Below are 24863 nucleotides of genomic sequence, written 5' to 3' on the forward strand. Positions count from 1 at the left end.
TTCATTAAATCGGGGCTTCACCCTTTACGAACACATTCGCCATATGGCCGAAATCTATCGCAACCTTCCCTGTCACCCTTGCAAGTTCCTCTGTTATAAGCACTGCGGCAATTCCTGCAGAGACGAGGGCAATGTCAAATTCATAATTCCTCGCTAACTGGACGACCCTGGCTGCATCCCGTGCGCCATTCACTGGAGTAATCATTCCTGCTATAGCAATACTTTTCCCGGTAAGCACAGTAGACAGCCCTTCTGCCATATTACCAATGACCAGAACACGCCTGTTGCGTAAAATTCGCATTAAGTATCCGGCTTGGCATAAGCCATAGTTAACAAGCGAGTCAGTCCATTGCCGCTTCGTAAATGGAATGCCATAAGCCTGAAAGACAGGTGCAACAAGCGGCTGATAATTTGGCATTCGTGTTCTCGGGATACCTACAAGATCTGCCTTAATGACAGCCTCCGCCAGTCGGTCTCTAATATCAAGATCCGGCACTTTCACTCCGGCATATTCCAGAAATTTGCCTTCACGCCTTACTGTCTCTACCGGCATGACGATCTCTTGAGCCAATGTAAGCAGCTCTCCATCACCTAATCGGACAAGGGATAGAGGCTGCTGTTCATCAAGTGCTTGGATGATCCGATCTCCAACCTGCTCCACCGTCAACAATGGAATAGAATGTTCCCGGTACATGCTTACACCAGCGGCGATGATTTGTTCCACCGTAACTTCTGGAAGTATCTGATCCGGGGGAAGCATCTGATCAATAATTGCTTCCCCACCAGCATATTTCCCTTCTTGATAACCTTTTGCGAAGCCTGCCTGGAAACCCTTATCATGGCTGGTATCAAGCTGCGACTGATCTGTTTCGATTACCTTTACTATATCTGGAATAACTGGGGCTGTTTCAATTGGGATCACGGGTCCTGGTAACAGAGGTACGCTTTTTTTCATTCGGCGCTTTCTTGCACTCCGTTTTTTTGGCTTCCGAAGTCTGCCGGCTATTTGCCGCTTACGAGACGTCCGTATTCGCATGACGTTCCCCCTTGAAATCCTCTCCTGCTAATTCGACGGGGTCTACTCCCCATTTGTCTATGAACAACCGCCGGTTCCTGGCCAGCAGCGTCTCGAGCACTTCCTGATCATACTCCTTAAAGGATGCGCTCCCATGATGGTAGACGAATACATCCTTTGCCATTACAACCTGATATCCAGCACGCCGGATCCGCAGGCAATAATCATCATCTTCAAAATGTCCCGGGGAGAATCGTTCGTCGAGCATGCCGATCCGCCTTAACATCTCTCGAGAAAACAACATGCAAAAACCGATAATCCGGTTCAAAGGTTCCCATTTCTTATCCTGCTCTTTACGCAGCCCTGCAGCAAATTCGTCATATCGACCTTCCATCTTGATCTGTTGTTTGCCGCTTGCATAATTCGTCATAGGTCCGATAATCCCGATATAAGGATCAGCTTTATAAGTCCTATGCATTCTTGTCAGCCACTCTGGAGTAACAAGAACATCATTATTAAGCAGCAGCAACCATTCCCCTCGTGCCAGCCTTAACCCCCAATTACAAGCGGTTGGAAAACCCGTATTGAGTGGCAGGGAGATGGTTATAATGTGCTGCTGCTTTAAGAAATCGAGCGTCCCATCGGTTGAACCATTATCAATCACAATAAGCTCGTAATCTTCCTGCGTATGCTTCCGAATAGATTCCACTGTCCGACGGAGAAGAGAAAGTGAATTATAGGTGGGGATGATTATACTTGTCAGCACCTGTCACACGATCCCTTCTACGCAAATAATCGACATACTTCAGTCGAGGGTTCCCCTCCTGCATTGCCCAGCCAAGCGCTTCCAGATGATCGCCCATAATCAGCTTGGAGATGGGATTACTAATCCCAACATTCTCTCTCCTATGCCGATTTGCCCTGAATACATTAACACTGCCGCCGGTACCTACACGGAGTCCCTTCTTCAAGGCAATCGCTTGTGCTTTGGGCGGAACGGCCAGATTGACGGAGCCAATCGTCTCAATTGCTCTTCGGGTCAAGGCATGAGGAACAGCTGTCATTGAATTCATGAATAGATCCTGACGATGATTCGAACGATTCAGGAAATCCTTCAGAATCGTCACTTCATCCCAATCTGAGAACTTGCCTACATAACGAGAGAGATCATTCAAGGCAACATCGACACCACGGCTTGCTGCCATTACAAAGGAAACAAGCTGTTCCGCTGATACCGGTATATCCGCATCTACGAAGAGCACAATATCCGCGGTTGTTACCTTTGCTCCAATTGCTCTCCCAACATCATGACCAAGCGCTTCGTTGAAATGGAGAATAATCGCCCTTTCACTTGTTCTTGCCATCTTAAAGCTCGAATCCGTTGAGCCGTTTACAACAACAATAATTTCACTAAGCGGCATACGTTCCAGCTCCTTAATGGTCGAAGCAATGGACAGCTCCTCGTTCATTGCCATCACTACTGCGGCAACCTTCTTATTAGTAGGAAGCAGCACCCAATCAGGTTTCTGTTCATCTGGCTTTGTTGAGAAATAGCCGTCTAAGAAAGCTTTCATCACTGAAAGATACTTGCTCCCTGCAGATATCTCTCTTCTCAGATGACTCTCCTTCATCCACAGCTCTTGAACATGCTGTTGCTGATCTCCACCTTCGGCCAGCGGGAAGTCAAGCGCAGCTCTTCTCCCAAGCCGCCAAGCCATCATGGAAGACATCTTCGTGCCCTGCAGCAGCTGAGACTTTTTGGCAATGGACGAGCGATATCGCTCGTGCTTCGGCCTGGATACCCTTTTAGTTTTTGTCTTTTTCTTGTTCCTCGCGAGGCCTCTCACAGCTTACACCTCGTTATCCTTAATGTAGTCTTTCTATGTTCACATACCAATAGGAATACATCTGTCTACTTCTGACATTGTATGTACGGACAATAGGTTCGTAACGGCTTATGTACGCCAACCTGTTTCATAAATGTGTTTATCATCTTACACGTTTGTCCCTGACCTCTCTTAGCGAGTGGACATAAGATATTTCAATTCTTTGTGCATCAATAATAAAAAATGGGAGCTGACATATGGATTGGAAGTTTTATAGGCCAACATTCGCAGCGGACAGCGCACCAGAAATACCCCTTAGTATTATGGTTGGAGGGGCTTGGTCAGGACACAGGCGATTTGCTTACGATATTGTTCGCCGTGCTAGGCCAAGAACGATCGTTGAACTAGGTACGTATTACGGAACATCTTTTTTTAGCTTTTGCCAAGCGGTTCAAGATGCACGTTTACCAACAAAATGTTATGCAGTCGACACCTGGCAAGGCGATCAACACACAGGTCTATACGGGCAATTGAATATCTATCAAGACGTCCAATCCTTTAACAGTAGACAATTCTCTGCATTCAGCACTTTGGTCCGCAGTACTTTTGACGAGGCACTTACGTTATTTGGTGATCATTCAATAGATTTGCTTCATATTGATGGATACCATACCTATGAAGCGGTTCTTCACGACTTTAGCAGATGGCTGCCGAAGCTCGCTCCGAATGGCATTATATTATTTCATGATATTGTCGTTAAACTGCCGACTTTTGGCGTACATGTGCTTTGGGAGCAATTAAGCGCTATTTATCCTCATATACAGTTCACTCATTCAAACGGTCTAGGTGTTTTGTTTCCGAAAGGCTGCCCCGAGCCATTCAAGACTGTAATTGCAAACCAAAACCTGCTTGTCCAGCAATATTCAAGATAGGCGCTTTCGAAGTATGTTTGCTTCTGCAAACATTTTAGGAGGTAAAAAATGTATACCGTTCCGTTGGACTACTATCCGAAAACTATAGATTGGATAAAACAACTTGGCATCGATCCTCGTAATAACAATAGATATTATAAAGTTATCTACCCAAGACAAACGATCACTCTTCCTGCTCCAAAAGGTCTCGACCCTCCCCGTTGGAACCAAAAATGCAGCTTTGACGAGGCCTTTGTCGTTACGATTCCCAATGGACGTCTCGCGACCAGCAACTGCTATCCCGTCACACCGGATAATAAGCGACTGCTCGATGTTGAATTCAACTGTCCCTATGCTGAAAAGGAGCTTCCGTCATCGGTGTATTACGACAAGACGGTTGCTTCTCTGATTTGGGGCTGGAATATACCCCATCTGAATATTTATACGCAAAATATATACGGCCACTGGTTCTTTGATATCCTTCCACGCTTTCATCTGCTAGAGCAAAGTGGCATCCCGATTGATCACTATATCATCGGAAAGTTGAGTCGTCCTTTCCAATATGAATCCTTAAAAATGCTCGGCATCCCAATGGATAAATTGATTGAGGTTTCGAAACCGGATTTTCATATCGAAGCTAAAAAGTTAGTCATACCTGCCGTTCCTGTTCATCTGGGGAAATGTCCACCATGGACCTCTCAATATATTACAAAAGGCTTGAAACATAACCGGAAGGTCCATAAGAAAGCTGGTTATGAGCGAATCTACATCAGTCGAGAGGACGCGTCTGCGAGATTCGTTATTAATGAGGATGAAGTTATGCAGCTATTGACAAAAAAAGGATTCAAAAAATTAGTAACCACACCTATGACCATGGAAGAAAAAATCGACATTTTTTCTTCAGCTGATATCGTTATCGCTCCTTTCGGAAGCGCAAATATTAACGTTGCTTTCTGCGAGCCTGGAGCAACTTTTATCGAACTCGCTCCTAACACAATCATTGACAACTATTTTTGGAAAATCAGCTGCCATGCTAACGTGCATTATTACGAGCTCTTGTGCAACGTGGAGCAGCCCCCAAAAGCGCACCCCGGAACTGATAATATCATTGTCGATATCGCCAAGCTGGAACGTTGTTTACAAATGGCGGATATTTAAGATTTATTAGGCATGACTAACAGGAGGACAGATAATGAATATCCTTATTTGGTCACTTCATTTCTCTATTGGCGGCGGCATGAGACTATTGCATAATTTGACCGCAGCTTTTGCCCGGCAACCTGAAGTCAAGCGTATAAGGCTGGTTGTGTCCCCGGATTTTCAAATGAGAAATGCTGAAGAACTGCTGAAAACCGGAAAGATTGAGATTGTAAATACGGAGCGTACCATAAACGATCCGGCCTGCTTACATTTGCTTGCGAATATGGATATCGTATATTATTTTTGGCCACACACGCAGCAATTCCAACAGATTGACCGCCCGACGGTCTGCACGTTTCACGATACGACGATATTTGATTTTGTGCCTCCCTTTATTACCGGAAATGAATTATCGGCATATTGGAGAACATCCAAAATGTGGATCGACCATATTTCCTCAGTCGTTGTATCATCACAGCATGTGAAAAATCGCCTCATATTCCATTTCGGCAACCGTTCTGAGCGTGCATTCGTTATTCCGCATGCAATTACACCGATTAGTAGAGTGTATTCAAGAAAGGTATCACCGGAACTCGCAGTGAAACTTCCGCCGGAATATATCATCTATCCTTCGAATACATCCCCTCATAAAAATCACTACAATCTATTAATTGCCCTATCCCAATTTAAAGACAGAAAAAAATATCCGTTAGTATTAACCGGATATTCAACAGAATTACTACGGCGGCCTTTTCCTGATACCACACCGGAGCTTAGATGGAATCCGACACTTATTTCGATAATGAAACAAAAGCAGCTTGTAGTTGATAAGGATGTGTTCCCGCTTGGCTTTGTCAGCGATGGCGATATTCCTGCTCTTATTAGAAATGCTAAAGCACTCATCATGCCAAGTTTATCGGAAGGGGGCGGCAGCTATCCTGTTGAAGAAGCTTTACGCCTTGGAACACCGGTCTTATGTTCGGATATTCCCGTAATGCGGGAGCATTTGTCGAAGCATAGTGCCAAGATTGCATGGTTCGACCCACATAGCCCGGACTCTATTGCCAAAGCGCTTGATCAATTTTTTAGTGATTATGACACGTATAAGCACTCTGCCGCATTAGGAATTCATGACCCGTCTCAAACATGGGATGACATTGCGAAGCAATATCTCAATGTTTTCCGTCGAACATACTGGCGTTATTACGGCAGAGTCATTCCATAACATTAAGTCAATCGCTCGATAATCGAGGAATACTCCTCAGCTACATGCCGCCAACTTCTGTGCAGAAGACTGCCGAATGCATCCTTTTGCACAGAAGCAACGGATTTCCCGTTAGTGACCAGTCGATCTATTGCACTGGACATTTCCAGCGGATCAAGAGGATCGAAGGTAGCAAAATTACTCATATCTGCAACGACTTCCTGCACGACAGCAAGACGCCCAAAGGATACTGGCGTATCCATAATCAAAGACTCCAAAATAGGAAACGGACAACTGCCTTCGAATAAGGTAGGAACGACAACACCTTCAGCATATTTATACAACGACGGCAAATGAATGGATGGAATCCTGCCAAGAAATAGGACAGACGCCCGAATATGAGGATCAGCAATGGCGTTTAACGCAGCTTCAATTTCTGGTTGATTAGGGCGATATCCCAGTTCATCCGTAAATACAAGCTTAAGTCCGGATACCCTGCCTTGCTCAGTAAGACAGTAACGGTGGAAAGCATCGATTAGCCTATGATGGTTTTTATGCAGACGAGCAACTGAAGGAAATGCTATATACCGTCCATACAAATTATATTTGGAACGGAACTCATTTTCGGTAATTACACCGATAGACGTATATTCCTCATAAGGAGCAGCGAACCTGACCACCTCTGTTTTGTGTACCGGCAATTTCAAGAAGGTTAGGCCTTCATGATTCCGAATGAATTCGGAATTAAAAACAACAATGGCTGCATTCGCTGCTATTCTCTCAGCTACGGAGTGCACGTATTGGAAAAATTCCATATCTTTCGCATATAGTTCAGGAAAATGAAGATAGACAAGATCATGTAAACAGACGATATAAGGTTTTTGTAAATATTGAGCCAAGCCCATGCCTGCATATGGAACAATCCAGGTGTCCGCAGGAACTGTACGGTTGATGACCTCCATACTGTCTGAGTGGTGCAAGTGAATCTGTCCGGGATATTCCACTATAAATTTATCGAAGACCTGTTTCATTTCCCGATAGTTTACTTCCGTTGTCGCAATGTGAAGAATGTAACCCTTGTTTAGAGATAAGAGCCCTTCTGTCAACCGTACGATAAATCGCCCGATTCCTTCTCCGTCTAAAGCCACTTGTACAACAAAGTTTAAAAAGATACCGATATTCTGTTTACTGCGGCTCTCAGCTATGACTGATCTTACGACAGGCAATCCATTTATCAGCAATCCTTGCATTTCATCCGACAACACCAATTGAGCGATTACTACTTGCCGAGAGACACCCTGTCTTAAGGACCCGATATTACGGTTCATGCTTGCCGCATCCGGTAAGCGATACAATAATTGCATATAGATGCCATGTATAAATTCAAGCTCCTGAGTGGGGAGCAACGATTGCAGCACATACGCAGCTGTATTGCTGTCTCCAGAGGGTTTTCTTCTGAAAACATTTTCAGCTTCATTGCTTTGAATAAGAGTCGCCACTACAGCTGCTCTAGACATGCCCGCATCTACATTCTTTTTGTTCGTATAGAAACCAGCTGGATCAGGTTCCCTCTGCAATATCTGACGGTACATCTCCCATACAAAATCTTCGCTATTCAATTTGAAAATCGGATAAAACCACTCTATAATTCGGTTACCTTCCTTAAGACTTTCCCGGACTCTTGCATTATTCGAACGAAGTCGCAATAAATCTTCTTCGGCAATTTGAAGTGCGGCAGGTTCCTCAGCCTTGGTATCTGGTACATGTTCCTTTACTTTCTTCGCACTGCCCTTTTTCTTATTACGTTGCTTTTTCCTTCCTCTACCCAACTTCCTGGACAGTTTCTTCAGCTTTCCATGCTTACGTCGCTTGCCGCGAGACAGCCGGTTTCGCAAGCCGCGCTTGATCGAACCCTTTTTGCGTTTCATTTTACGCTTCATACTTGGCCTCCAATCCTTCATCTTCTTTAGATAGAGTATTGTCACGGTTTGAAAAAGCAACGGCATCAGCCCTAGCCCTCTAGGGATTTCAACCATATTTGCTGAATTAGACGCCTGTCTAGCCGGAATTGAGGCATTTTCATACAGAATGAATATGATGTGAGTAGTGCGTAAAGGAGTCGATTATTTTGTTTCACCATGCCTTGCCGAACAAAACTGTCATTATTGGTGCAGGCGGACACGCCAAAGTCATTGTTGATATCCTTCGCAGCGATCCTCATGTTGAATTGATAGGATGCATCGGCCGTGATCCTCATGCCAATGTCCTTGGCTTGCCTGTCATTGGTGGTGACGATATTCTCCCTGAACTGCTTGAACAAGGTATACACCATGCTTTTGTTGCGATTGGGGACAATGCCAAACGACATGCTCTTGCGCTGCATGTAGAGAACCTCGGATTTGAGCTTATTAACGCCATAAGCCCGCGTGCTTATTTGGCTTCCCATGTCACGCTTGGCAAAGGCGTCGCTGTCATGCCAGGCAGTATTATTGAACCGGATACTCGGATTGGCTCTTATACCATCATTAATACGGGAGCAACTGTCGATCATGACGGGAATATCGGCATAGCCTGCCATATCGCACCCGGCTGCCATTTGTCAGGAAACGTCACCGTCGGCGACAAGTCTTTCCTTGGCACAGGAGTATCAGTTATTGACGGCATACACATCGGAGAAGGCTGTATGATCGGGGCTGGAGCAACGGTCATTCGTCCGGTTCCATCCTATTCACTGGCCGTAGGAGTGCCGGCAACTGTCAAACGGACTTTACTTATTAATTTGGAACGAACGTAACTCGGAGGGAGGCATAATTGATGGACAACAAGTTTTATCCGGTTGCCGTTCCCGTGTTTAACGGAAATGAGAAAAAATATGTGATGGATTGTATCGATTCGACTTGGATCTCTTCAGCCGGAAAATATATTAATGCATTTGAAGAAAATTTCGCCGCCTATTGCGGCACCAAATATGCCATTTCCTGCAGTAACGGAACAACCGCTCTTCATCTTGCGCTGCTGGCGTTTGGTGTAGGACCAGGTGATGAAGTGATTGTTCCGACCGTCACCTTCATCGCTACCGCTAATGCGGTTGTATACTGCGGGGCAACACCTGTCTTCATCGATTGCGAGCCGGAGACCTGGAACCTGGATCCGGAGAAGCTGGAAGGTCTCATTACCCCACGCACGAAAGGTATAATCCCCGTTCATCTCTATGGTCACCCAGCCGATATGGATGTGGTCACAAGCATCGCTCGCAAGCATGGCTTGTTTATTCTGGAGGATGCCGCTGAGGCACTTGGTGCAGAGTATAAAGGGAAACGCACCGGCTCACTTGGAGATATCGCGACCTTCAGCCTCTTCGGCAACAAAATCATTACAACCGGAGAAGGCGGCATGATTACAACAGACGATGAACAACTGGCAAACAAGATGCGTACTCTACGCGGCCAAGGTATTGATCCAGTTCGTAAATATTGGTTCCCGGTGGTAGGTTACAACTACCGTCTGACGAATCTTCAGGCAGCTGTTGGCTGCGCTCAACTCGAGATGGTAGATTGGCATGTCGGCGAACGTAAGAGAGTCGCGGCACTCTACCACAAGTATCTGAAGGATGAAGCGTCCATCACATTGCCCGTTGAGAAGCTATGGGCGAAGAACGTTTATTGGATGTTCAGTGTTCTCCTCAATGATGCCGACGAAGAACGGCGTAATCAAGTAATGGCGCAGCTCAAGGACGACGGCATTGAGACCCGGCCATTCTTTTACCCGATGCATGTTCTTCCCCCTTATCTTGGCATGCAGCCGCATGAACAGTTCCCTGTCGCGAATCGTATCGCTGCACAAGGCTTTAACGTTCCAACCTACGGAGGACTGACAGAGCAGGATATCGAGCATATTTGTGATCGGATTAAAGCGCGGGTACGCGGATAGTTATAGATGAAAATGAAGAAAGCCCATTTCCTGTCCATGAGGTCAGGAAATGGGTTTTTTGGGGTTTAGAAAAATTAGTAGCTACACTTATCTTGTAATCGAGTTGGATAATTGATAGACTAGCATATTTGATAAAGTATCGGCGGGAAAGCTCACTATTAGTGAGGCTTTTCGCCGTGTAATTCGTTATTGGTGCTGCAAATTAATGATTAGTGAGCCTCACTATCCAGCTTACTCGCAAACCCTCCTCATCTAACTATCCACAATCCCCCTTCCTTGCCAGAATCCCACTCACCCTTCCCTTACAGTGAGCGCGTCGTTCGATACTACTATTTTTCAATTCCCTCTTGCCGAATAGATGAACTTTCTCTATAATCTGGTTTGTGATAATGATTATCATTATTAATATAAAATGCCATTCGGCGAACAGGAGTTTACTTATGAAAAAGCTTTTATTCAGTATTCTGTTTTTGACCTTATTTGTGACCGCTTGCGGGAACGCTAATTCTCCGGCTAACGAGAACTCATCAAGTCCATCCCCTTCACCAAGCAGCACAGCTGCTAATGAAGAGACAAGTACAACCAAAATTTACAAAGATTATAAGGGCAATAAAGTAGAGGTTCCAACCATTCCGCAAAAAATTGTCTATATCGGAAGCAACCCCGGCGATCTGCTGGCACTTGGAGTTAAGCCGGCTGGTGCTTCCCTTGCCGTAATCGCAAGCCAAGTCGCATACCCCGATTTAATCGATGGAATCACCGACGTTGGTTACCCGTATTCTTCCGAGAAGGTGCTGGAGCTGCAGCCGGACTTGATTATTTTTGATGACTGGGATGAAGAAGGACTGGCCGCTCTGAGCAAAATTGCTCCAACCGTTGTTGTTGGCCTAGATGGCACATTCCAGACTAAAGAACGCTTGAGTCACATTGCTGACCTGCTGGGTAAAACCAAAGAGTTCGATGAATGGTTCGCCAAGTATGATGAGAAGGTTGAATCTACAAAGTCCAAGCTGAACATTAAAGAAGGCGACACGGCAACCTCCTTGCTTCTGTTAGGATCAGACATGTACATTATGGGCAATAAAGGTCTCAACACGACCTTATTCGAAGAATTAGGCTTTACTCCTGCCAAAGGCGTAGACAAATTGGTTAGCGCCAATGAAAGGTTTATCGACGTTTCGGATGAAGTGCTGCCCGACTATATGGGATCCTATGTCTTCCTCCTTACTGACAGCGGTGATGAAACCACTGCTAGACAAGCGTCACTAACGAATAGTGGTCTTTGGAAATCGATTCCGGCTGTAAAAGAAAATCATGTATACACGCTGGACAGCAAATTCAACTATGATGATCCCATTACACTGGACCGTTTGCTTGATGAAATTGTCACCATAATGAAACGTTAATTAGTAAAGCCCAATTTTTCTCTCTTTAGGGGGAGAGGAAATGGGCTTTTCGGCGTAATTTCACATGAAAAAAGCTGCCTCTACGAGACAGCTTTATCCACCGATTACTCCATATCCAAGCTTACATCGTAACCCAGCTTGCGCAAGTCGACTACGCGGTGGGCTTCCGCAAGATCACCGGCAACCATCTCACCAACGAGATCCTGCAGACTGCTGACCGGCTGCCAACCCAGCTTGGTATTCGCTTTGGTTGGATCACCAATCAACAACTCAACCTCAGACGGCCTGTAAAAACGCGGGTCCACTTGTACAACCTTCGTTCCTTCAGCCAACTGAAATGCTGGATTGCTGCAGGATACAACGTAGCCGTATTCTTCCGCCCCTTGCCCGGCAAAAGCGACCTCTATTCCCGCTTCTGCAAAAGCAAGCCGTACGAACTCACGGACCTCCGTCGTTTGTCCGGTTGCAATCACATAATCCTCTGGCTCATCCTGCTGAAGAATCCGCCACATCGCGTCAACATAATCGCGTGCATGACCCCAGTCGCGTTTTGCCGACAGGTTGCCAAGTGCTAACGTTTCCTGTAAACCGTAAGCAATCCGGGCGACGGCACGGGTTATTTTCCGCGTCACGAAAGTCTCACCACGAACCGGGCTCTCATGATTAAACAGGATGCCGTTACAAGCATACATGCCGTATGCTTCCCGGTAGTTCACGGTGATCCAATAGCCGTACAGCTTAGCTACCGCATAAGGGCTGCGTGGGTAAAACGGTGTTGTCTCGCTTTGCGGCACGGCTTGCACCAAGCCGTAAAGTTCCGAAGTCGAAGCCTGATAAATCTTTGTTTTCTCAATTAGTCCAAGAATACGAATGGCTTCCAGCAGCCTCAGCGTCCCGATACCGTCAGCATTGGCCGTATATTCCGGCGAATCAAAGCTGACATGCACATGGCTCATAGCTGCCAGATTATAAATCTCGTCCGGCTTAATAAGCTGGACTAAACGCACCAAGTTTGTGGAATCCGTTAAGTCGCCGTAATGAAGTACAAGCTTTCGCCCCTTTTGATTCGCTTCATCGGCGATACGGTCGATCCGTCCCGTATTGGCAAGCGAGCTCCGACGTCTAAGTCCATGTACGGTGTATCCTTTTGCAAGCAGAAGCTCTGCGAGATACATGCCGTCCTGCCCGGTAATCCCTGTAATGAAGGCGACCTTATTCATGGTTCCCTCCGTCATCGTCATATTGAGCAGGTCAGTCCCCTGCTATCTCCAATATGTTATGACAGGACAAACATCCTCGGCATCGGACAAAGAACCATTTTCATCCAAAATGAAAGACCGCACTTAATATAAGTACTATTGCCAGCACCACATACAAGATCAGGGATATAAGCATAGTCGTCCGTCTATTCATAGCATCGTCCCCTTTAGCATCATCTACGCTTTCATTATATGCGGGCGGGACATTAGCTGAGATTGTACGGCTGTTATTTTTTGTACGTGTTTAAAAGGAGGAATAGCTGCCCGGAAGCATCCGCCTCCTCCGCTGTGATATAATGGTAAGCATTCACGTTTATTTTTCTCCAGATCGGGAGGGTTTACTGTTTATGGTTCTAACTATTCTGTTTGTACTGCTCGCCATTATCGTGCTGCCTCCGGTTATCTTCTTCAGCTACATGTATGCTTTATCGAAGAAACCGAAGCATTCCATCATCCGTTCGCACCCGTTCCTTGGCTGGCTTCGGTATTTACTTGAGAAGCTTGGACCCGAGTTCCGCCAATATTGGTTCGATAACGATACAGAAGGGAAACCGTTCTCGAGAGCGGATTTTGTTGGTGTTGTGTATGCGGCGAAATACCGGACAGATCTGATATCCTTTGGTGGCCGGCGAGATTATGAGAAGCCTGGTTTTTATCTATCCAATGCGATGTTTCCTAAATTAACGAGTGAGCTGAAGATCGATAATGAAACCCTTCGGCCGGGCAAAAAATATGTGATTACCGACGAAGGTTTATTTACGCGGCAAGAAAAATTTGTTAGTGAAGATGTGAAGCCTTGGCTTCTTCATGATGAGGATGCCCTCATTGTCGGAAATAATCGTGAGCAGCCTTGGAAGCTGAAAGGATTGTTTGGTGCTTCAGCAACCTCCTTCGGAGCCGTTGGCGAGAATTATATCCAATCGACCGGTAGTGGTGCTTTTATGGCAAGCGGCTCCTGGATTAATACGGGAGAAGGCGGCGTTGCGGATGTACATCTGTCTACAGGTGTTGATGTAGTATCACAGATTGGACCTGGCCTCTATGGCTTCCGTGACGAAGTTGGTAAGTTTTCGATTGAAGCATTTAAGCGGAAGGCTAGTCATTCGAACATTAAAGCGTTTGAGTTAAAATTCCATCAAGGTGCAAAAATACGCGGCGGTCATCTCGAAGGCTCCAAGGTGAATGAAAAAGTCGCTGCAGCCCGTCTCGTTCCCATCGGCAAAACGGTAAATTCTCCGAACCGCTTCGAATTCCTTACGCGGCCGGAGGAAGCTCTGGATTTCATCCATATGCTGCAGCAGGAAGGCGGCAAACCTATTGGTGTAAAGATCGTTGTTGGCGATCCGAAGCGGCTTGAGCCATTCTTCCAAGCGATGATTGACATGAACATCTATCCGGACTTCATTACCGTGGATGGCTCGGAAGGTGGATCGGGTGCAACTTTTAAAGCAATGGCAGATGGAATGGGTCTTCCGCTGTTCGCTGCCTTACTAATACTGGATGATACGGCACGTAAATTCGGTATCCGTGATCGGTTTAAAATCTTTGCTTCCGGTAAGCTCATTACGCCAGATAAAGTCGCAATTGCGTTAGCGCTTGGTGCTGATGCTGTTAACTCGGCCCGCGGCTTCATGATGGCGAACGGCTGTATTATGGCACTCCAATGCCACACTGGCAAATGTCCGGCAGGTGTTACGACGACCGACGACAAGTATCAGGAAGCACTTGCTCCAGAAGAAAAACAATGGCGCGTTATGAACTACATTCTTCAAATGAGGGAAGGCCTCTTCTCCCTCGCAGCAGCGTGTGGCCTGAACAGTCCGCGTGAATTCCAGCGGGAGCATGTTGTCTTTATGACCGACAACGGGCATACGGATCGCGTTATAGATATGTATCCTTATCCGGAAACGGTGTAAGAAGAAACCCGCTAGACACCATCAGGTGTTTAGCGGGTTTTGCTTTTCTAGTGCTTTTTCTGATAGCAACCTTAGGTATGCTCAAACCTTTCTAGAATACCTGAAATGGATATTTTAGGTATTCGAACAGGAGTCATTTCAAGGTGTCCAAGACAATCTCACTTTAAAGACCATGACTCCGAGTATAATTTGGAATGTACCAAGAAATACCCTTGTATTTGGTATCGTCATTCTTATCATTGGAATTCTCTTACTCGTTAATAAAAGCGGTGGCTTTATTCAAAAACAAATCGAAACGATAAAAACTAAAAATAAACTCTCCTTCTCTATTTAAGTCTTGCAAATAGGAGATCCCAGACTTAAAATGAACATATACGAACTCAAATAAACTCATTTAAACAAAACAAATGTACAATGGAGGTTTTCTTCATGGAAATCCGTTATGCTTCACATCCACAAGAGGTTAAAGCATTTGATACTTCCCGTCTTCGTCAAGAGTTCCTGCTTGAGTCGCTCTTTAATCCAGACGTTCTGACCCTTACTTATTCTCACGTGGACCGCTTTATCATTGGCGGCGCTGTACCCGTTAACCAGCCGGTTAAACTGGAAGCTGATACAAAAACAATGGGTGCTGCAACCTTCCTCGAACGCCGTGAGATCGGCATTATTAACGTAGGTGGCCGCGGTACAATCACTGTTGACGGCACGGCTTACGATATGGAAAACAAAGACTGCCTCTATATTGGTCTTGGCGCAGCTGAAGTTGTATTCACAAGTACTGATTCGGCTAATCCAGCTAAATTCTATTTGAACTCGTCTCCTGCGCATAAAAACTATCCAACCGTTAAAGCATCGATCAGCGAAGCTTCCCCTAACCATCTTGGTGCGCTGACGACAAACAACGAACGTACGATTTTCCGTTACATCCATACAGGCGGTATTCAAAGCTGTCAGCTGGTAATGGGTCTTACTATGCTCAAACCAGGCAGTAACTGGAACACTATGCCTTGTCATACACATAACCGCCGCTCGGAAGTATACCTGTACTTCGATATGCCAGAAGACGGTAATGTCTTCCACTTCATGGGCGAGCCGCAAGAAACACGCCATCTTGTCGTACGCAACGAGCAAGCTATCCTGTCCCCTAGCTGGTCAATTCACAGCGGTGTAGGCACTAGCGCATATACATTCATCTGGGGTATGGCTGGCGAGAACCAAATCTTCGAAGATATGGATCCTGTTGCGCCTCAAGATCTGAAATAATCCAATGAACGTTATTCGAAGGCATGAGCTTATTATGGAAGCTCTGCTGGCAAGCCGCGAAGTCACGGTTCAAGAGCTTAGTGAGCGTCTTAACGTGACAGGTAAGACCATTCGCGAGGATCTAGCAAGGCTTGAGGAAAAAGGACTGCTCCTCCGTATTCACGGGGGAGCAGTCCTTGCACAAAGCGATCAACTTGGCATCCTATCTCAGCAAGAGCCGCTTGTGCGGCATGCCCCAGAGAAGACAGAGATTGCTGAGCTGGCGCTTCAATACATCGAACCAGGCGATATTATTGCCTTAGATGGCGGCAGTACAACACTTGAAATCGCAAAAAAGCTTCCTAATCAGCCTCTTACCGTCATTACGAACGATGTGCATATTATTGCTGAGCTTTCCCGGAAGGATGCAATCCAGTTGGTTGTGCCCGGGGGCTACCGTGTTCGTAATATGCTGGCAGGTGCTGAAGCAGAAGCGTATATCCGCAAGCTGAATATCAAGAAAGCCTTCTTGTCTGCGACAGGCGTTCATCCCGAATTTGGTTTTACGATTTATACGGGGGATTTAACAGCGTTTAAACGAGCATTACTCGAAACGTCTCAATCCTCTTATGTTGTCGTTGATCATCATAAATTTGGGCAAGGTGCATTGTTCACTTTCGCTGGCTTTCAAGACATTACAACGATCATTACGGACGCCGGCATTGCCGCTGATACCGCAGAGCAGTATCGGCAAGCTGGTGCTAATCTAGCGATCTATGAAAGGATGAAATAATCGATGTTATTTGATCTTACAGGCAAAACAGCCGTTGTCACCGGAACTTCGGGCGGACTTGGACAAGCGATGGCCATTGGACTCGCAGAAGCAGGCGCGTCAATCGTAGCTATTTCGTCCTCTAACAGTAATGCCACTGTTGAAGCTATTCGTGCACTTGGCGGTCAGGCGGAAGAAATTTCTGCAGATCTGAGCAATGCGGATATTCTTGAGGATGTTTTTAATGAGGCACGTGGATTTTTTGGCAAAGTTGATATTCTCGTGAACAATGCGGGAATCATCCGCCGTACTCCTGCTGCTGATCATTCCGCTAAAGATTGGTATGATGTGATTGATCTTAACCTTAACTCGGTCTTCTTCTTATGCCAGTTAGCTGGTCGTCATATGCTGGAACGCGGCAGCGGTAAAATCATCAATGTCGCATCGATGCTCAGCTACCAAGGCGGCATTAATGTACCAGGCTATACAGCAAGTAAACATGCGGTTGCTGGCGTAACGAAAGCTTTGGCCAATGAATGGGCTGGCCGTGGTATTCAAGTCAATGCGATTGCACCAGGCTATATGACAACAAACAACACAGCTCCAATCCTGAAGGACGAAGCTCGTACGAATGCGATCACCGAGCGTATTCCAGCAGGACGCTGGGGTACACCGGAAGACCTGAAAGGTCCTGTTGTATTCCTCTCTTCCTCCGCATCCGACTACTTGAGTGGTCATGTTCTTAATGTAGACGGCGGCTGGATGGGTCGATAATAACATATATGAACTCCTAAATGCGAAACGAGCCTAAGATGCGATTCTAGAGGCTCGTTTTTCTTTAGTTTATTTCTCGTTCATTAGAAGTAGACTTTGCAGTGGTCTCATCTTGGAATCCTTTAATGTTCCGTCACTTAAAGGCGAGTAACCCTGCCAAGCCCCACCCCATATATTAAACCATCAGTCTAGATCAGTGCTTGCACAAATATTGGGCATATTGCATCGGTCGCATATAGACCGCACTTTGCTTGCCAATGCCATTATATAGTGTTTTTTGAGGCTTTCCGTTTAGCTCAATGATCCAAGCATGTTCATCGTTGTCCAACGCAAAATCTACGCTAAATTCTCCTAAATGATAGGCGGTATTTTCGTCCATTATTTCAGCGCTTCTTAAACTGATGTCATAAATTGAACGAATAATACGAGCAACTCTTTCAGCCGGATACAGACGATTGAGTATATCTTGCGATAAACAGGTTTTATCGTAGATGCTTGTATTAAAGCTGCCTTTAGATGCAATCCGGCTAACAAGATTCGTGACCGACCATAATCCATTCTCATTTTTTTGCACGAGTGCCCGGATATCGAAAACTCGGTCATCTACTTGTTGTATAGAGATACCTTTTTGCATGATATAGGGGGTGGAGCCGAGTATCTCTTGAATGCTCTCCTGAAATTGCTGCGTGTCTTGGAAAATGATTTCCGGCAAAAAATAGTGATGGCCCATGTGGATTTCACCTGAAGCTTGCATTTCTGCTCGAATTACACCTTTTCCTTGATGGCCAAAACAAGGTTTAAAGTATAGCTCTTTATGAACCTTTAGCAATAGAACGGCGTTCTCCTTGTCGAAGGGAACGGTTGCCGGCAAATAATCAGAAAGCCATCTGTTTAAATTCGTATAAATCTCTTGTTTATTGAAATGATTAATATGATTGAAGCATTTATTGATGCCGATTGCTGCCCCCAAACGTTCGAGGAGTTGTTGATCGGTATTATAACAACGGTTGTAGACTACTTTGGGTAATGGAAAATAACCTTGCACCCATCTGCCGTTGGACCGATGAAGCCCAAGGATACGTCTCCGCCTCCAGTTGATAGAGGATGGAGTAAAACAAAATAATTTCAGATTCATTGTATTGGTCATAAGATATTGCTTAAGAACGTTCTTCCGTTGATTAAGGTTTGCAACCAAAATGCCTACAAAACTCATTATTTTCCTCCACAATCTAATATAGAAAATCATATAAACAATGTATGTGACGAAGCAGATAATGAATGGACAACAATACAACCGAAGAGAAAAAATTTTTGGTGTACTTGCAATTAAAATTATCTTCGGGAATATCTTGTTTTGTAGCCGCAATGGAAAATTGGGCCTCATATCTTCATGCTTGCTAAATTATTAATAAGGAGTGTGCATACAAAGATGGGTAGATTACCAGGTCCTCCGGGACCCCCTGGGCCGCAAGGGCCAGCAGGACCACAAGGGCCAGCAGGACCACAAGGCCCTCAAGGTATTCCTGGTGCTCAAGGTGCTCAAGGCGCTCAAGGTGCTCAAGGCGCTCAAGGTGCTCAAGGTGCTCAAGGTGCTCAAGGGCCAGCAGGACCACCTGGAACACCAGGGCTTTTAACTGGATTTGATTGTGCACAGTATGCCGGCACACCGCCAATTATTTTGGACGCCACAACGCCAACTGCTACAGTTTTAACTGTTGCAGCAACTGTGGCTGCACCTAGTAACACAGTTTGGTTGACCGGTTACGTAACATGGACACCGAGTGCTAACAATGTAACTTTAATTGTAGATATCGTTCGTGATGATGGAGCTGTCATTGCTACTGCAATCGATACGGGATCAATGGCTAACAGTCCATTTACGCTTGCTCTCACGACATGTGATGAAGCGCCGTTGACCGGCACTCATACCTATTCTCTGCGAGCTACAGGGACAGGATTGATTGGTGGGCAAGACATCACGATAAACTTTGCTGGCCTTACCGCTGCAGTTTTAAGCACTTAAATAATCGAGAAGCGATTATTTTCCAGCGGCAGTACTTAATAACTACCGCTGGAAAAATCATACTAAATTTTGGGAAACGAATACCTAATTCACTTACATATAATGTAATATCAAATTGTTCAATGGCGCGAAGCTGAGGGATGATTTCATGGGGAGTAGCGTTCACGTTCTCCCCTCAGATGATCATTAACATTAATGAGACCAGGTGAGCGCGTCAATCGATATAGAAAAATTGGCTTAAGTGATAATATTCTTCTTATGGTTAGCTTGAACTGAAACCCAAAAGGTAGTAATTTTTGCAAAAAGCGTCTGTCTTATGAGAGCCTAGCAAAATGAATTCAGATCTGTAAAAAACAGGGGCTGTCTCAAAAGGAGCTCGCTCGCTGGAAAAACAGCTCGCATCAGTGTAATTTCTATAAAAATAGCAGTGCAAGGGCTATCCCTGCACTGCTATTTTTTATTTTTAGATCTCTTGCTGCTTTCTTCAGCAAATTGCGGGCAAGTGAAAGCCACCCGACCTCCAGGCTGACTTTCGGTAAGCCTCGTAGCAGGAACCGACGGAATTCCTCGGTTATTCTTTATTTGCCCAAACACACTCTCCGGTTCGTGCATGCGTCGAACCGATAAGGCATGTCCATCTTCACTCTTTAATTACTCCCGAGCTTGTCATTTAAGGCGAAGATATTCCATGCTGACCTTTATTTCACGATCTCCTTGTGCCTTCGTACATCGTTCTTTCAATGATGAAAAGCTACGATAGTGACGAGTTGTGATTTCATATCCGCTTTCCGTGGTACTTCTGCTTTCATAACGGAATAGGAGTTTCTGTCCTGCTGCACATGTCCACGTGTCTTCCTGCTCGTCGTACAACCAATTCTCGAATTTGCTAATGTCTTGTTGCCATGCTTTGGTGTTTTCTTTGTGGTAGGTATTGCGATCGGAAGAATATTTAAATGCGCAGTTTGCTGTTTAACTCAAATAAAAGAGGGTGCCCCATCGTAATAGTAATGACTTATGGGACACCCTCTTAATTTTGTAACATGTTCTTACGTTTGTGATTTATCTAGATCATTAATTGACATGCTTTCTACACGGTCGATCAACTCTCTGACGCTTTGCTCATCTGTGGCAAAATGACGGACATCTTCTCCGAGCAGTTGATTCGCTTCGGCCCGCGACATCTTAACTGACATAGAGCTCCTTGTCGTCCTGTTAATTGTATGATCTACCTTATAAGTAATAAGATCCACGTTATCAATTAGACTGAGAAGCATAATGGAATTCTTATAAAATATATCAAGGTCCGCAAAAGGTTTTTTTGCTTCATCATCTATTTTATATACAATTGTCACACCGTAAGGCTGCGTTTTGGTCTGAAGCTCCAGCCCTTTTCCTTCTAGACCTGTTGGTTTAGGCAATGCGCTGATCAGCCCTCCAACTTTGGAAGCATTGCCTACATACAGCGTTTTGTTATCCATTAACTTACCTAGATCATAGATTAGATCACTAACGTCTCCTGTAGATTGCGAAGGAAACAGCGATTGTTGCAGCGGCTTAGGATTAGCTGTAAACCCGGTAATCAAAGCAGCAAATACGAGCACAGATATAGCTATTACTCGGGACGAGGGCTTTCGGTAAGCAACGATGTTTTTAATTCTCGCCTTCACATCACTCTCTCCAAAAGCAAGTGGTCCTGCGACTTTTAGTCTCCCCCGATTTACCGCAAGGGACAGCAAGGTCGTTGCATAGCTTCCTTTTGTCCCCTCCCCCATCGAAAGCACAACACGCTCATCACAGGACATTTCCATGTCTTTGTTCATAAGCCAATACGACAGCCACATCACCGGATTAAACCAATGAATGATCAGCAGCAGATACGCAAAAGGCTTGATTAAGTGATCCCGTCGTCTAATATGGGTAAGCTCATGCTCTATAATAAAAGGCAGTTCCTGCTCGCTGATCCCGACGGGGATATAAATTCTTGGCTTTAGAAAACCAAACACAACAGGTGTGGAAATCTGGTCCGTTTCAAATATCTGATCCTTAACCAGAGTCGCCGTTCGCAGCTTAGCCCAACATTTCATATACATGATGATGCAATAAAGAAGCAGAACAGATGCACCTGTTATCCAGATCAAACACAGAATCGCCATGATGACCTGCATGGGATTAACACTTGACTCCGGAGTAGCAGACGGTAAGAATACAAACTGCTTTATCCCGATATCCAAAACGGGATTCTTCAACATCTCAATATCCGAAGGAACGTATTCCATAACATTTGCACCTGATTTACCCTGGGGTTGTACGAATGCCAATAAACTAAAACCAGATGTGAAGCTAATAGGGATAACCAATCTAAACGCGACAGCAAGCCATAGAATATACGAGAAGATTTTAGGAGCCCGCTTCAGCAATAATCTCATCAGCATAACCGCCAATGCCACATAGCTTGCTGTTATACTCATATTAACAATCGTAATGAACAAGCTCGTCATTGCGATGCCTCCTCTATAATCCGCTTCAGCTCCTCAGCCTCCTTCTCAGTCAATCTCTTGCCTCCCAGGAAAGCTGTTAGAAACTGCGGCAAGGACCCATCGAATGCTTTCTCAACAACGGTCTCACTTTCGTATTTCTGAGCATCCGACTTCTTCACAAGAGCAGTGACCATCGCTTCCTCATTCTGAAGAATCCCCCGCTCGCACAGCTTTCTAAGAACCGTATAGGTCGTTGACTTGCTCCAGCCAAGTTTTATTTTGCTCAGTTTTACAAGCTCTGTTGAATTGATCGGTTCGTTGTCCCAAATCAGACTAGCAAATTTATATTCAGCATCAAATAATTTGTAGGATTCCATTCCGTTCGCCCCCTTCGAAAGGTTTAACACAGTAAACCTAATACATACGAAGAGTTTATTGGAGTAAACCTCACTTGTCAAGTAAAACATCAAACTGGGAGTTATATACATTTTTTAGTACAGTTAGAAAATATATTGTGATACGATCTAAACATATAAAATAATTTGAATTGGATGTGTGATTAGATGAGACTTAGAGTTGGAGCTGTGTTCATACCGGTCTTGAATCTTGAAGAAAGTATTGATTGGTATACAGATAACTTAGACCTTCAATTAATTGATCATTGGGGAAATGGTGCGAGTCTCAGCTTTAAAACAGGTGAGGCATTATTAGCTCTTATTCATGTTCAACAATCTGCTCCATTACAATTTCAAGTTGATACGGACCAAACAAATGTCTACTTTCATTTTGAAACAGATAACCTCGATGCCCTAAGGAGCCATTTTCAAAACAAAGGTGTAGAAATTACTATTTCCTATCAACATCAACTCATGAATGAAATATTTATTAAAGACCCAAACGGAAATCAACTATCATTTTTTTGTGAAAAGAAAGAGTCTCCATTTTATAAACACGCGACTGGAAAAGTGAGTTGGTAAGTTCCACTATATAAAGACGTAAAAAAGCTGCCAATAAGATTTCACGGCAGCTTTTTTTATATTCCATTAACATGTGTCCATTGCTTCGTACGTAGAGAATCGCAAAGTTACATCACTAATTTCATCGTCTCATCGAAGTTTTAATATCAGATCGTTCTCTTTTATTTCAGTTATTTCAAACCACTTGTGCTAATCCCTTCAACGATATGCTTCTGGAAGAAGAAGAAGATTGCGAATACTGGAAGCAAACTTACAATCGACATCGCGAACATAGCGCCCCAGTTCGATAATGTCTCGGCATCGAGATACATCTTAAGTGCCATGGAAACCGTGTACATCGATGGCTTGTTCAGGTAAAGCAGTGGACCCATCAGGTCCTCCCAGCGCCAATAGAAGGAGAAGATCGCTGCGGTTGCCATTGCAGGAATGATCAGCGGCAGAATAATACGATAGAACAAACGGAATTTACCGCAGCCGTCAATCGTCGCCGCCTCGTCAAGCTCACCTGGAATCGTCCGAATGAATTGCACCATCAGGAAGATAAAGAACGGAGCACCGAAGTACGCTGGAATAACAATTGGTTTTATCGAGTTCAGCCAATGAATTTTAGAAAACAAAATGTACTGCGGAACAAGAGTTACGTCATGCGGCAGCATGAGAGTAACCATCATAATGGCGAACCAGAATGACTTCCCTCTGAAGTTCAGCCTGCCAAAACCAAAGGCGACAAGCGCTGAAGACAATACCGCCCCAATTGTAGCCAAGACGACAAGTACCAGTGTGTTATAAATGTAAGTGCCAAACGTATGTCCACCGATGCCCTGCCAGCCCTCCGAATAATTCGTCCAAATCCAATGAGCAGGAATTAGCTGGCTGGAAGTAGTAAAGATTGTCTCGCTTTTCTTGAATGAGCTCATCAGGAGCCAAATAACAGGATAAATCATCACGATAGCGCCGCCTGCTGCAACGATATGATAAATCGACCATCTCCATTTTTTTGCTATCATGTGCTTACCCCTCCTTTGACTCGTAGTGAACCCAGTATTTCGACGACAAGAATAAGACGGTTGTCAGAATAGCTACGATAATGAGCATGATCCATGCCATTGCCGACGCGGTTCCCATATCGAAGAACTGGAAGCCTTGACGGAATAAATAAAGCGAATAGAGCAAGGTGCCGTCCAGTGGACCACCTGTTCCCTTGGAAATAATATAAGCCGGAACAAACGTCATGAAAGCTCCGATTGTTTGCATAATCGCATTAAACAATATGATCGGTGTCAGCATTGGCACCGTTATTTTAAAGAATCGGTGAATCCCATTTGCGCCGTCTACACCTGCAGCCTCATATAGGCTGACCGGGATATTCTTAAGTCCGGCTAGGAAAATAAGCATGGATGAGCCAAATTGCCAAGCCGACAACGTAATGAGCATCCATAGCGCTGCAATTGGATCAGCGAACCATCTTACAGCGTCAAGGCCAACAGCTTCTAATAGGCCATTGATAATCCCTTTATCGCCATACAGGTTACGCCACATGATGGAGACAGCCACACTGCCGCCTATAATGGAAGGAAGGTAGAACAACGTACGATAAAGACCAACCGCCTTCGAAGCAGTATTCAGAAGCATCGCGACCATAAGCGCGAAAAACAGACGTAGTGGAACTCCGATAAATACATACAGGAACGTTACTTTTAAAGACTGCCAGAACTTCTTGTCATGCGTGAACAAGTCATTATAATTGTCGAAGCCAACCCAAGATGGTGTGGTGAACAGATCATAATCCGTAAATGATAAATAGAGAGAAGCTAGAATCGGAATAAAGGTAAATACAAGAAAACCAACAACAAATGGACTGATAAAAGCATAGCCTGCTAAATCTTTCTTAAAAACCGCTCTCATTCCTACCATCTCCTGCACAAGATTCTCTGCCGCAAGGCTGCGCCGTCCTAGAGTAGGAGCAGCATTCGTATCGCGGTGTAATATAA

General features: G+C 45.0%; 22 protein-coding genes and 1 pseudogene. 12 read left to right on the plus strand and 11 right to left on the minus strand.

Annotated elements, in window-relative coordinates; genetic code table 11:
* Positions 1–4: 4 nt before the first annotated feature.
* The 3 genes from AC0YNT_RS22380 to AC0YNT_RS22390 are packed head-to-tail and all read right to left on the minus strand — an operon-like array spanning position 5 to position 2745.
* The gene (locus AC0YNT_RS22380; RefSeq protein ID WP_475806591.1) at positions 5–1036 is read right to left on the minus strand and encodes a GT-D fold domain-containing protein; all 1032 of its coding nucleotides are present in this window, start codon (positions 1034–1036) and stop codon (positions 5–7) included.
* Positions 1014–1781: a glycosyltransferase family 2 protein gene (locus AC0YNT_RS22385; protein WP_475806592.1), complete on the minus strand. Its 768-nt coding sequence runs from the start codon at positions 1779–1781 to the stop codon at positions 1014–1016. The genes AC0YNT_RS22380 and AC0YNT_RS22385 overlap by 23 nt, the downstream gene beginning before the upstream one ends.
* Positions 1750–2745: a glycosyltransferase family 2 protein gene (locus AC0YNT_RS22390; protein WP_475806593.1), complete on the minus strand. Its 996-nt coding sequence runs from the start codon at positions 2743–2745 to the stop codon at positions 1750–1752. Before AC0YNT_RS22390 ends, AC0YNT_RS22385 begins: the two co-directional genes overlap by 32 nt.
* Before the next feature lie 353 nt (positions 2746–3098).
* Here AC0YNT_RS22390 and AC0YNT_RS22395 point away from each other — a divergent pair, with 353 nt between their 5' ends.
* From AC0YNT_RS22395 to AC0YNT_RS22405, 3 genes are read left to right on the plus strand one after another with little or no spacing between them, the layout of a single operon-like run.
* Positions 3099–3773, plus strand: a complete 675-nt coding sequence (locus AC0YNT_RS22395) for a class I SAM-dependent methyltransferase (RefSeq protein WP_475806594.1) — start codon at positions 3099–3101, stop codon at positions 3771–3773.
* Between the two features lie 48 nt (positions 3774–3821).
* Positions 3822–4910: a glycosyltransferase family 61 protein gene (locus tag AC0YNT_RS22400; protein ID WP_475806595.1), complete on the plus strand. Its 1089-nt coding sequence runs from the start codon at positions 3822–3824 to the stop codon at positions 4908–4910.
* A gap of 34 nt (positions 4911–4944) precedes the next feature.
* Positions 4945–6117, plus strand: a complete 1173-nt coding sequence (locus tag AC0YNT_RS22405; RefSeq protein ID WP_475806596.1) for a glycosyltransferase family 4 protein — start codon at positions 4945–4947, stop codon at positions 6115–6117.
* A 2-nt stretch (positions 6118–6119) separates the two neighbouring features.
* Here AC0YNT_RS22405 and AC0YNT_RS22410 read toward each other — a convergent pair whose 3' ends face one another.
* On the minus strand, positions 6120–8036 hold the full coding sequence (locus AC0YNT_RS22410) for a DUF4214 domain-containing protein (protein WP_475806597.1): 1917 nt from the start codon (positions 8034–8036) through the stop codon (positions 6120–6122).
* A 188-nt stretch (positions 8037–8224) separates the two neighbouring features.
* Here AC0YNT_RS22410 and AC0YNT_RS22415 point away from each other — a divergent pair, with 188 nt between their 5' ends.
* The 3 genes from AC0YNT_RS22415 (at position 8225) to AC0YNT_RS22425 (ending at position 11432) form a co-directional block, all read left to right on the plus strand.
* Positions 8225–8890, plus strand: a complete 666-nt coding sequence (locus AC0YNT_RS22415) for an acetyltransferase (protein ID WP_475806598.1) — start codon at positions 8225–8227, stop codon at positions 8888–8890.
* A gap of 20 nt (positions 8891–8910) precedes the next feature.
* A complete protein-coding gene (locus AC0YNT_RS22420) occupies positions 8911–10026 on the plus strand; it encodes a DegT/DnrJ/EryC1/StrS family aminotransferase (RefSeq protein WP_475806599.1) in 1116 nt (371 codons plus the stop codon).
* Between the two features lie 440 nt (positions 10027–10466).
* Entirely contained in the window at positions 10467–11432 is a 966-nt protein-coding gene (locus AC0YNT_RS22425; protein ID WP_475806600.1) for an ABC transporter substrate-binding protein, read from the plus strand.
* 104 nt (positions 11433–11536) lie between these two features.
* On the opposite strand, the gene gmd is transcribed toward AC0YNT_RS22425, so the two are convergent.
* Entirely contained in the window at positions 11537–12652 is a 1116-nt protein-coding gene (gmd, locus tag AC0YNT_RS22430) for a GDP-mannose 4,6-dehydratase (protein ID WP_475806601.1), read from the minus strand.
* A 386-nt stretch (positions 12653–13038) separates the two neighbouring features.
* Between gmd and AC0YNT_RS22435 the strand changes: the two genes are divergently transcribed.
* From AC0YNT_RS22435 to kduD, 4 genes are all read left to right on the plus strand, one after another.
* Positions 13039–14607 carry a glutamate synthase-related protein gene (locus AC0YNT_RS22435; protein WP_475806602.1) on the plus strand — a complete coding sequence of 523 codons (1569 nt, stop codon included), beginning with the start codon at positions 13039–13041 and terminating at the stop codon, positions 14605–14607.
* A gap of 429 nt (positions 14608–15036) precedes the next feature.
* Positions 15037–15870, plus strand: a complete 834-nt coding sequence (gene kduI, locus AC0YNT_RS22440) for a 5-dehydro-4-deoxy-D-glucuronate isomerase (RefSeq protein ID WP_475806603.1) — start codon at positions 15037–15039, stop codon at positions 15868–15870.
* A gap of 4 nt (positions 15871–15874) precedes the next feature.
* Positions 15875–16642, plus strand: a complete 768-nt coding sequence (locus tag AC0YNT_RS22445) for a DeoR/GlpR family DNA-binding transcription regulator (protein WP_475806604.1) — start codon at positions 15875–15877, stop codon at positions 16640–16642.
* A 3-nt stretch (positions 16643–16645) separates the two neighbouring features.
* On the plus strand, positions 16646–17395 hold the full coding sequence (gene kduD / locus AC0YNT_RS22450) for a 2-dehydro-3-deoxy-D-gluconate 5-dehydrogenase KduD (RefSeq protein ID WP_475806605.1): 750 nt from the start codon (positions 16646–16648) through the stop codon (positions 17393–17395).
* 193 nt (positions 17396–17588) lie between these two features.
* Here kduD and AC0YNT_RS22455 read toward each other — a convergent pair whose 3' ends face one another.
* Positions 17589–18608: a YheC/YheD family endospore coat-associated protein gene (locus AC0YNT_RS22455; RefSeq protein ID WP_475806606.1), complete on the minus strand. Its 1020-nt coding sequence runs from the start codon at positions 18606–18608 to the stop codon at positions 17589–17591.
* Between the two features lie 216 nt (positions 18609–18824).
* Between AC0YNT_RS22455 and AC0YNT_RS22460 the strand changes: the two genes are divergently transcribed.
* Complete coding sequence (locus tag AC0YNT_RS22460) at positions 18825–19418, plus strand: hypothetical protein (protein WP_475806607.1); 594 nt, start codon at positions 18825–18827, stop codon at positions 19416–19418.
* Positions 19419–19831: 413 nt separating this feature from the next.
* Here AC0YNT_RS22460 and AC0YNT_RS22465 read toward each other — a convergent pair.
* The 3 genes and pseudogenes from AC0YNT_RS22465 to AC0YNT_RS22475 all read right to left on the minus strand — a co-directional run.
* A pseudogene (locus AC0YNT_RS22465) lies at positions 19832–20351 on the minus strand (transposase); the annotation flags it as partial.
* 113 nt (positions 20352–20464) lie between these two features.
* The gene (locus AC0YNT_RS22470; protein ID WP_475806608.1) at positions 20465–21916 is read right to left on the minus strand and encodes a M56 family metallopeptidase; all 1452 of its coding nucleotides are present in this window, start codon (positions 21914–21916) and stop codon (positions 20465–20467) included.
* Positions 21913–22272 (minus strand): BlaI/MecI/CopY family transcriptional regulator, encoded by a 360-nt coding sequence (locus AC0YNT_RS22475; RefSeq protein ID WP_475806609.1) that lies wholly within the window; start codon positions 22270–22272, stop codon positions 21913–21915. Before AC0YNT_RS22475 ends, AC0YNT_RS22470 begins: the two co-directional genes overlap by 4 nt.
* A 186-nt stretch (positions 22273–22458) precedes the next feature.
* Here AC0YNT_RS22475 and AC0YNT_RS22480 point away from each other — a divergent pair, with 186 nt between their 5' ends.
* Positions 22459–22872 (plus strand): VOC family protein, encoded by a 414-nt coding sequence (locus AC0YNT_RS22480; protein WP_475806610.1) that lies wholly within the window; start codon positions 22459–22461, stop codon positions 22870–22872.
* A 170-nt stretch (positions 22873–23042) separates the two neighbouring features.
* Here the strand turns inward: AC0YNT_RS22480 and AC0YNT_RS22485 are convergent, their stop codons facing one another.
* On the minus strand, positions 23043–23879 hold the full coding sequence (locus tag AC0YNT_RS22485) for a carbohydrate ABC transporter permease (RefSeq protein ID WP_475806611.1): 837 nt from the start codon (positions 23877–23879) through the stop codon (positions 23043–23045).
* A 4-nt stretch (positions 23880–23883) separates the two neighbouring features.
* Complete coding sequence (locus tag AC0YNT_RS22490) at positions 23884–24777, minus strand: carbohydrate ABC transporter permease (RefSeq protein ID WP_415639836.1); 894 nt, start codon at positions 24775–24777, stop codon at positions 23884–23886.
* Between the last annotated feature and the right edge of the window lie 86 nt (positions 24778–24863).

The sequence above is a fragment of the Paenibacillus sp. J22R56 genome (assembly GCF_056269375.1).

What these genes read in the sequence shown, in the direction of transcription:
- kduI (WP_475806603.1), top strand. Translation starts at nt 15,037, where the DNA reads ATGGAAATCCGTTATGCTTCACATCCACAAGAGGTTAAAGCATTTGAT.
- AC0YNT_RS22475 (WP_475806609.1), bottom strand. Translation starts at nt 22,272, where the DNA reads ATGGAATCCTACAAATTATTTGATGCTGAATATAAATTTGCTAGTCTG.
- kduD (WP_475806605.1), top strand. Translation starts at nt 16,646, where the DNA reads ATGTTATTTGATCTTACAGGCAAAACAGCCGTTGTCACCGGAACTTCG.
- AC0YNT_RS22460 (WP_475806607.1), top strand. Translation starts at nt 18,825, where the DNA reads ATGGGTAGATTACCAGGTCCTCCGGGACCCCCTGGGCCGCAAGGGCCA.
- AC0YNT_RS22390 (WP_475806593.1), bottom strand. Translation starts at nt 2,745, where the DNA reads ATGTCTTCCATGATGGCTTGGCGGCTTGGGAGAAGAGCTGCGCTTGAC.
- AC0YNT_RS22470 (WP_475806608.1), bottom strand. Translation starts at nt 21,916, where the DNA reads ATGACGAGCTTGTTCATTACGATTGTTAATATGAGTATAACAGCAAGC.
- AC0YNT_RS22480 (WP_475806610.1), top strand. Translation starts at nt 22,459, where the DNA reads ATGAGACTTAGAGTTGGAGCTGTGTTCATACCGGTCTTGAATCTTGAA.
- AC0YNT_RS22400 (WP_475806595.1), top strand. Translation starts at nt 3,822, where the DNA reads ATGTATACCGTTCCGTTGGACTACTATCCGAAAACTATAGATTGGATA.
- AC0YNT_RS22445 (WP_475806604.1), top strand. Translation starts at nt 15,875, where the DNA reads ATGAACGTTATTCGAAGGCATGAGCTTATTATGGAAGCTCTGCTGGCA.
- AC0YNT_RS22485 (WP_475806611.1), bottom strand. Translation starts at nt 23,879, where the DNA reads ATGATAGCAAAAAAATGGAGATGGTCGATTTATCATATCGTTGCAGCA.
- AC0YNT_RS22490 (WP_415639836.1), bottom strand. Translation starts at nt 24,777, where the DNA reads ATGAGAGCGGTTTTTAAGAAAGATTTAGCAGGCTATGCTTTTATCAGT.
- AC0YNT_RS22435 (WP_475806602.1), top strand. Translation starts at nt 13,039, where the DNA reads ATGGTTCTAACTATTCTGTTTGTACTGCTCGCCATTATCGTGCTGCCT.
- AC0YNT_RS22420 (WP_475806599.1), top strand. Translation starts at nt 8,911, where the DNA reads ATGGACAACAAGTTTTATCCGGTTGCCGTTCCCGTGTTTAACGGAAAT.
- AC0YNT_RS22455 (WP_475806606.1), bottom strand. Translation starts at nt 18,608, where the DNA reads ATGAGTTTTGTAGGCATTTTGGTTGCAAACCTTAATCAACGGAAGAAC.
- AC0YNT_RS22405 (WP_475806596.1), top strand. Translation starts at nt 4,945, where the DNA reads ATGAATATCCTTATTTGGTCACTTCATTTCTCTATTGGCGGCGGCATG.
- AC0YNT_RS22395 (WP_475806594.1), top strand. Translation starts at nt 3,099, where the DNA reads ATGGATTGGAAGTTTTATAGGCCAACATTCGCAGCGGACAGCGCACCA.
- AC0YNT_RS22425 (WP_475806600.1), top strand. Translation starts at nt 10,467, where the DNA reads ATGAAAAAGCTTTTATTCAGTATTCTGTTTTTGACCTTATTTGTGACC.
- AC0YNT_RS22410 (WP_475806597.1), bottom strand. Translation starts at nt 8,036, where the DNA reads ATGAAGCGTAAAATGAAACGCAAAAAGGGTTCGATCAAGCGCGGCTTG.
- AC0YNT_RS22380 (WP_475806591.1), bottom strand. Translation starts at nt 1,036, where the DNA reads ATGCGAATACGGACGTCTCGTAAGCGGCAAATAGCCGGCAGACTTCGG.
- gmd (WP_475806601.1), bottom strand. Translation starts at nt 12,652, where the DNA reads ATGAATAAGGTCGCCTTCATTACAGGGATTACCGGGCAGGACGGCATG.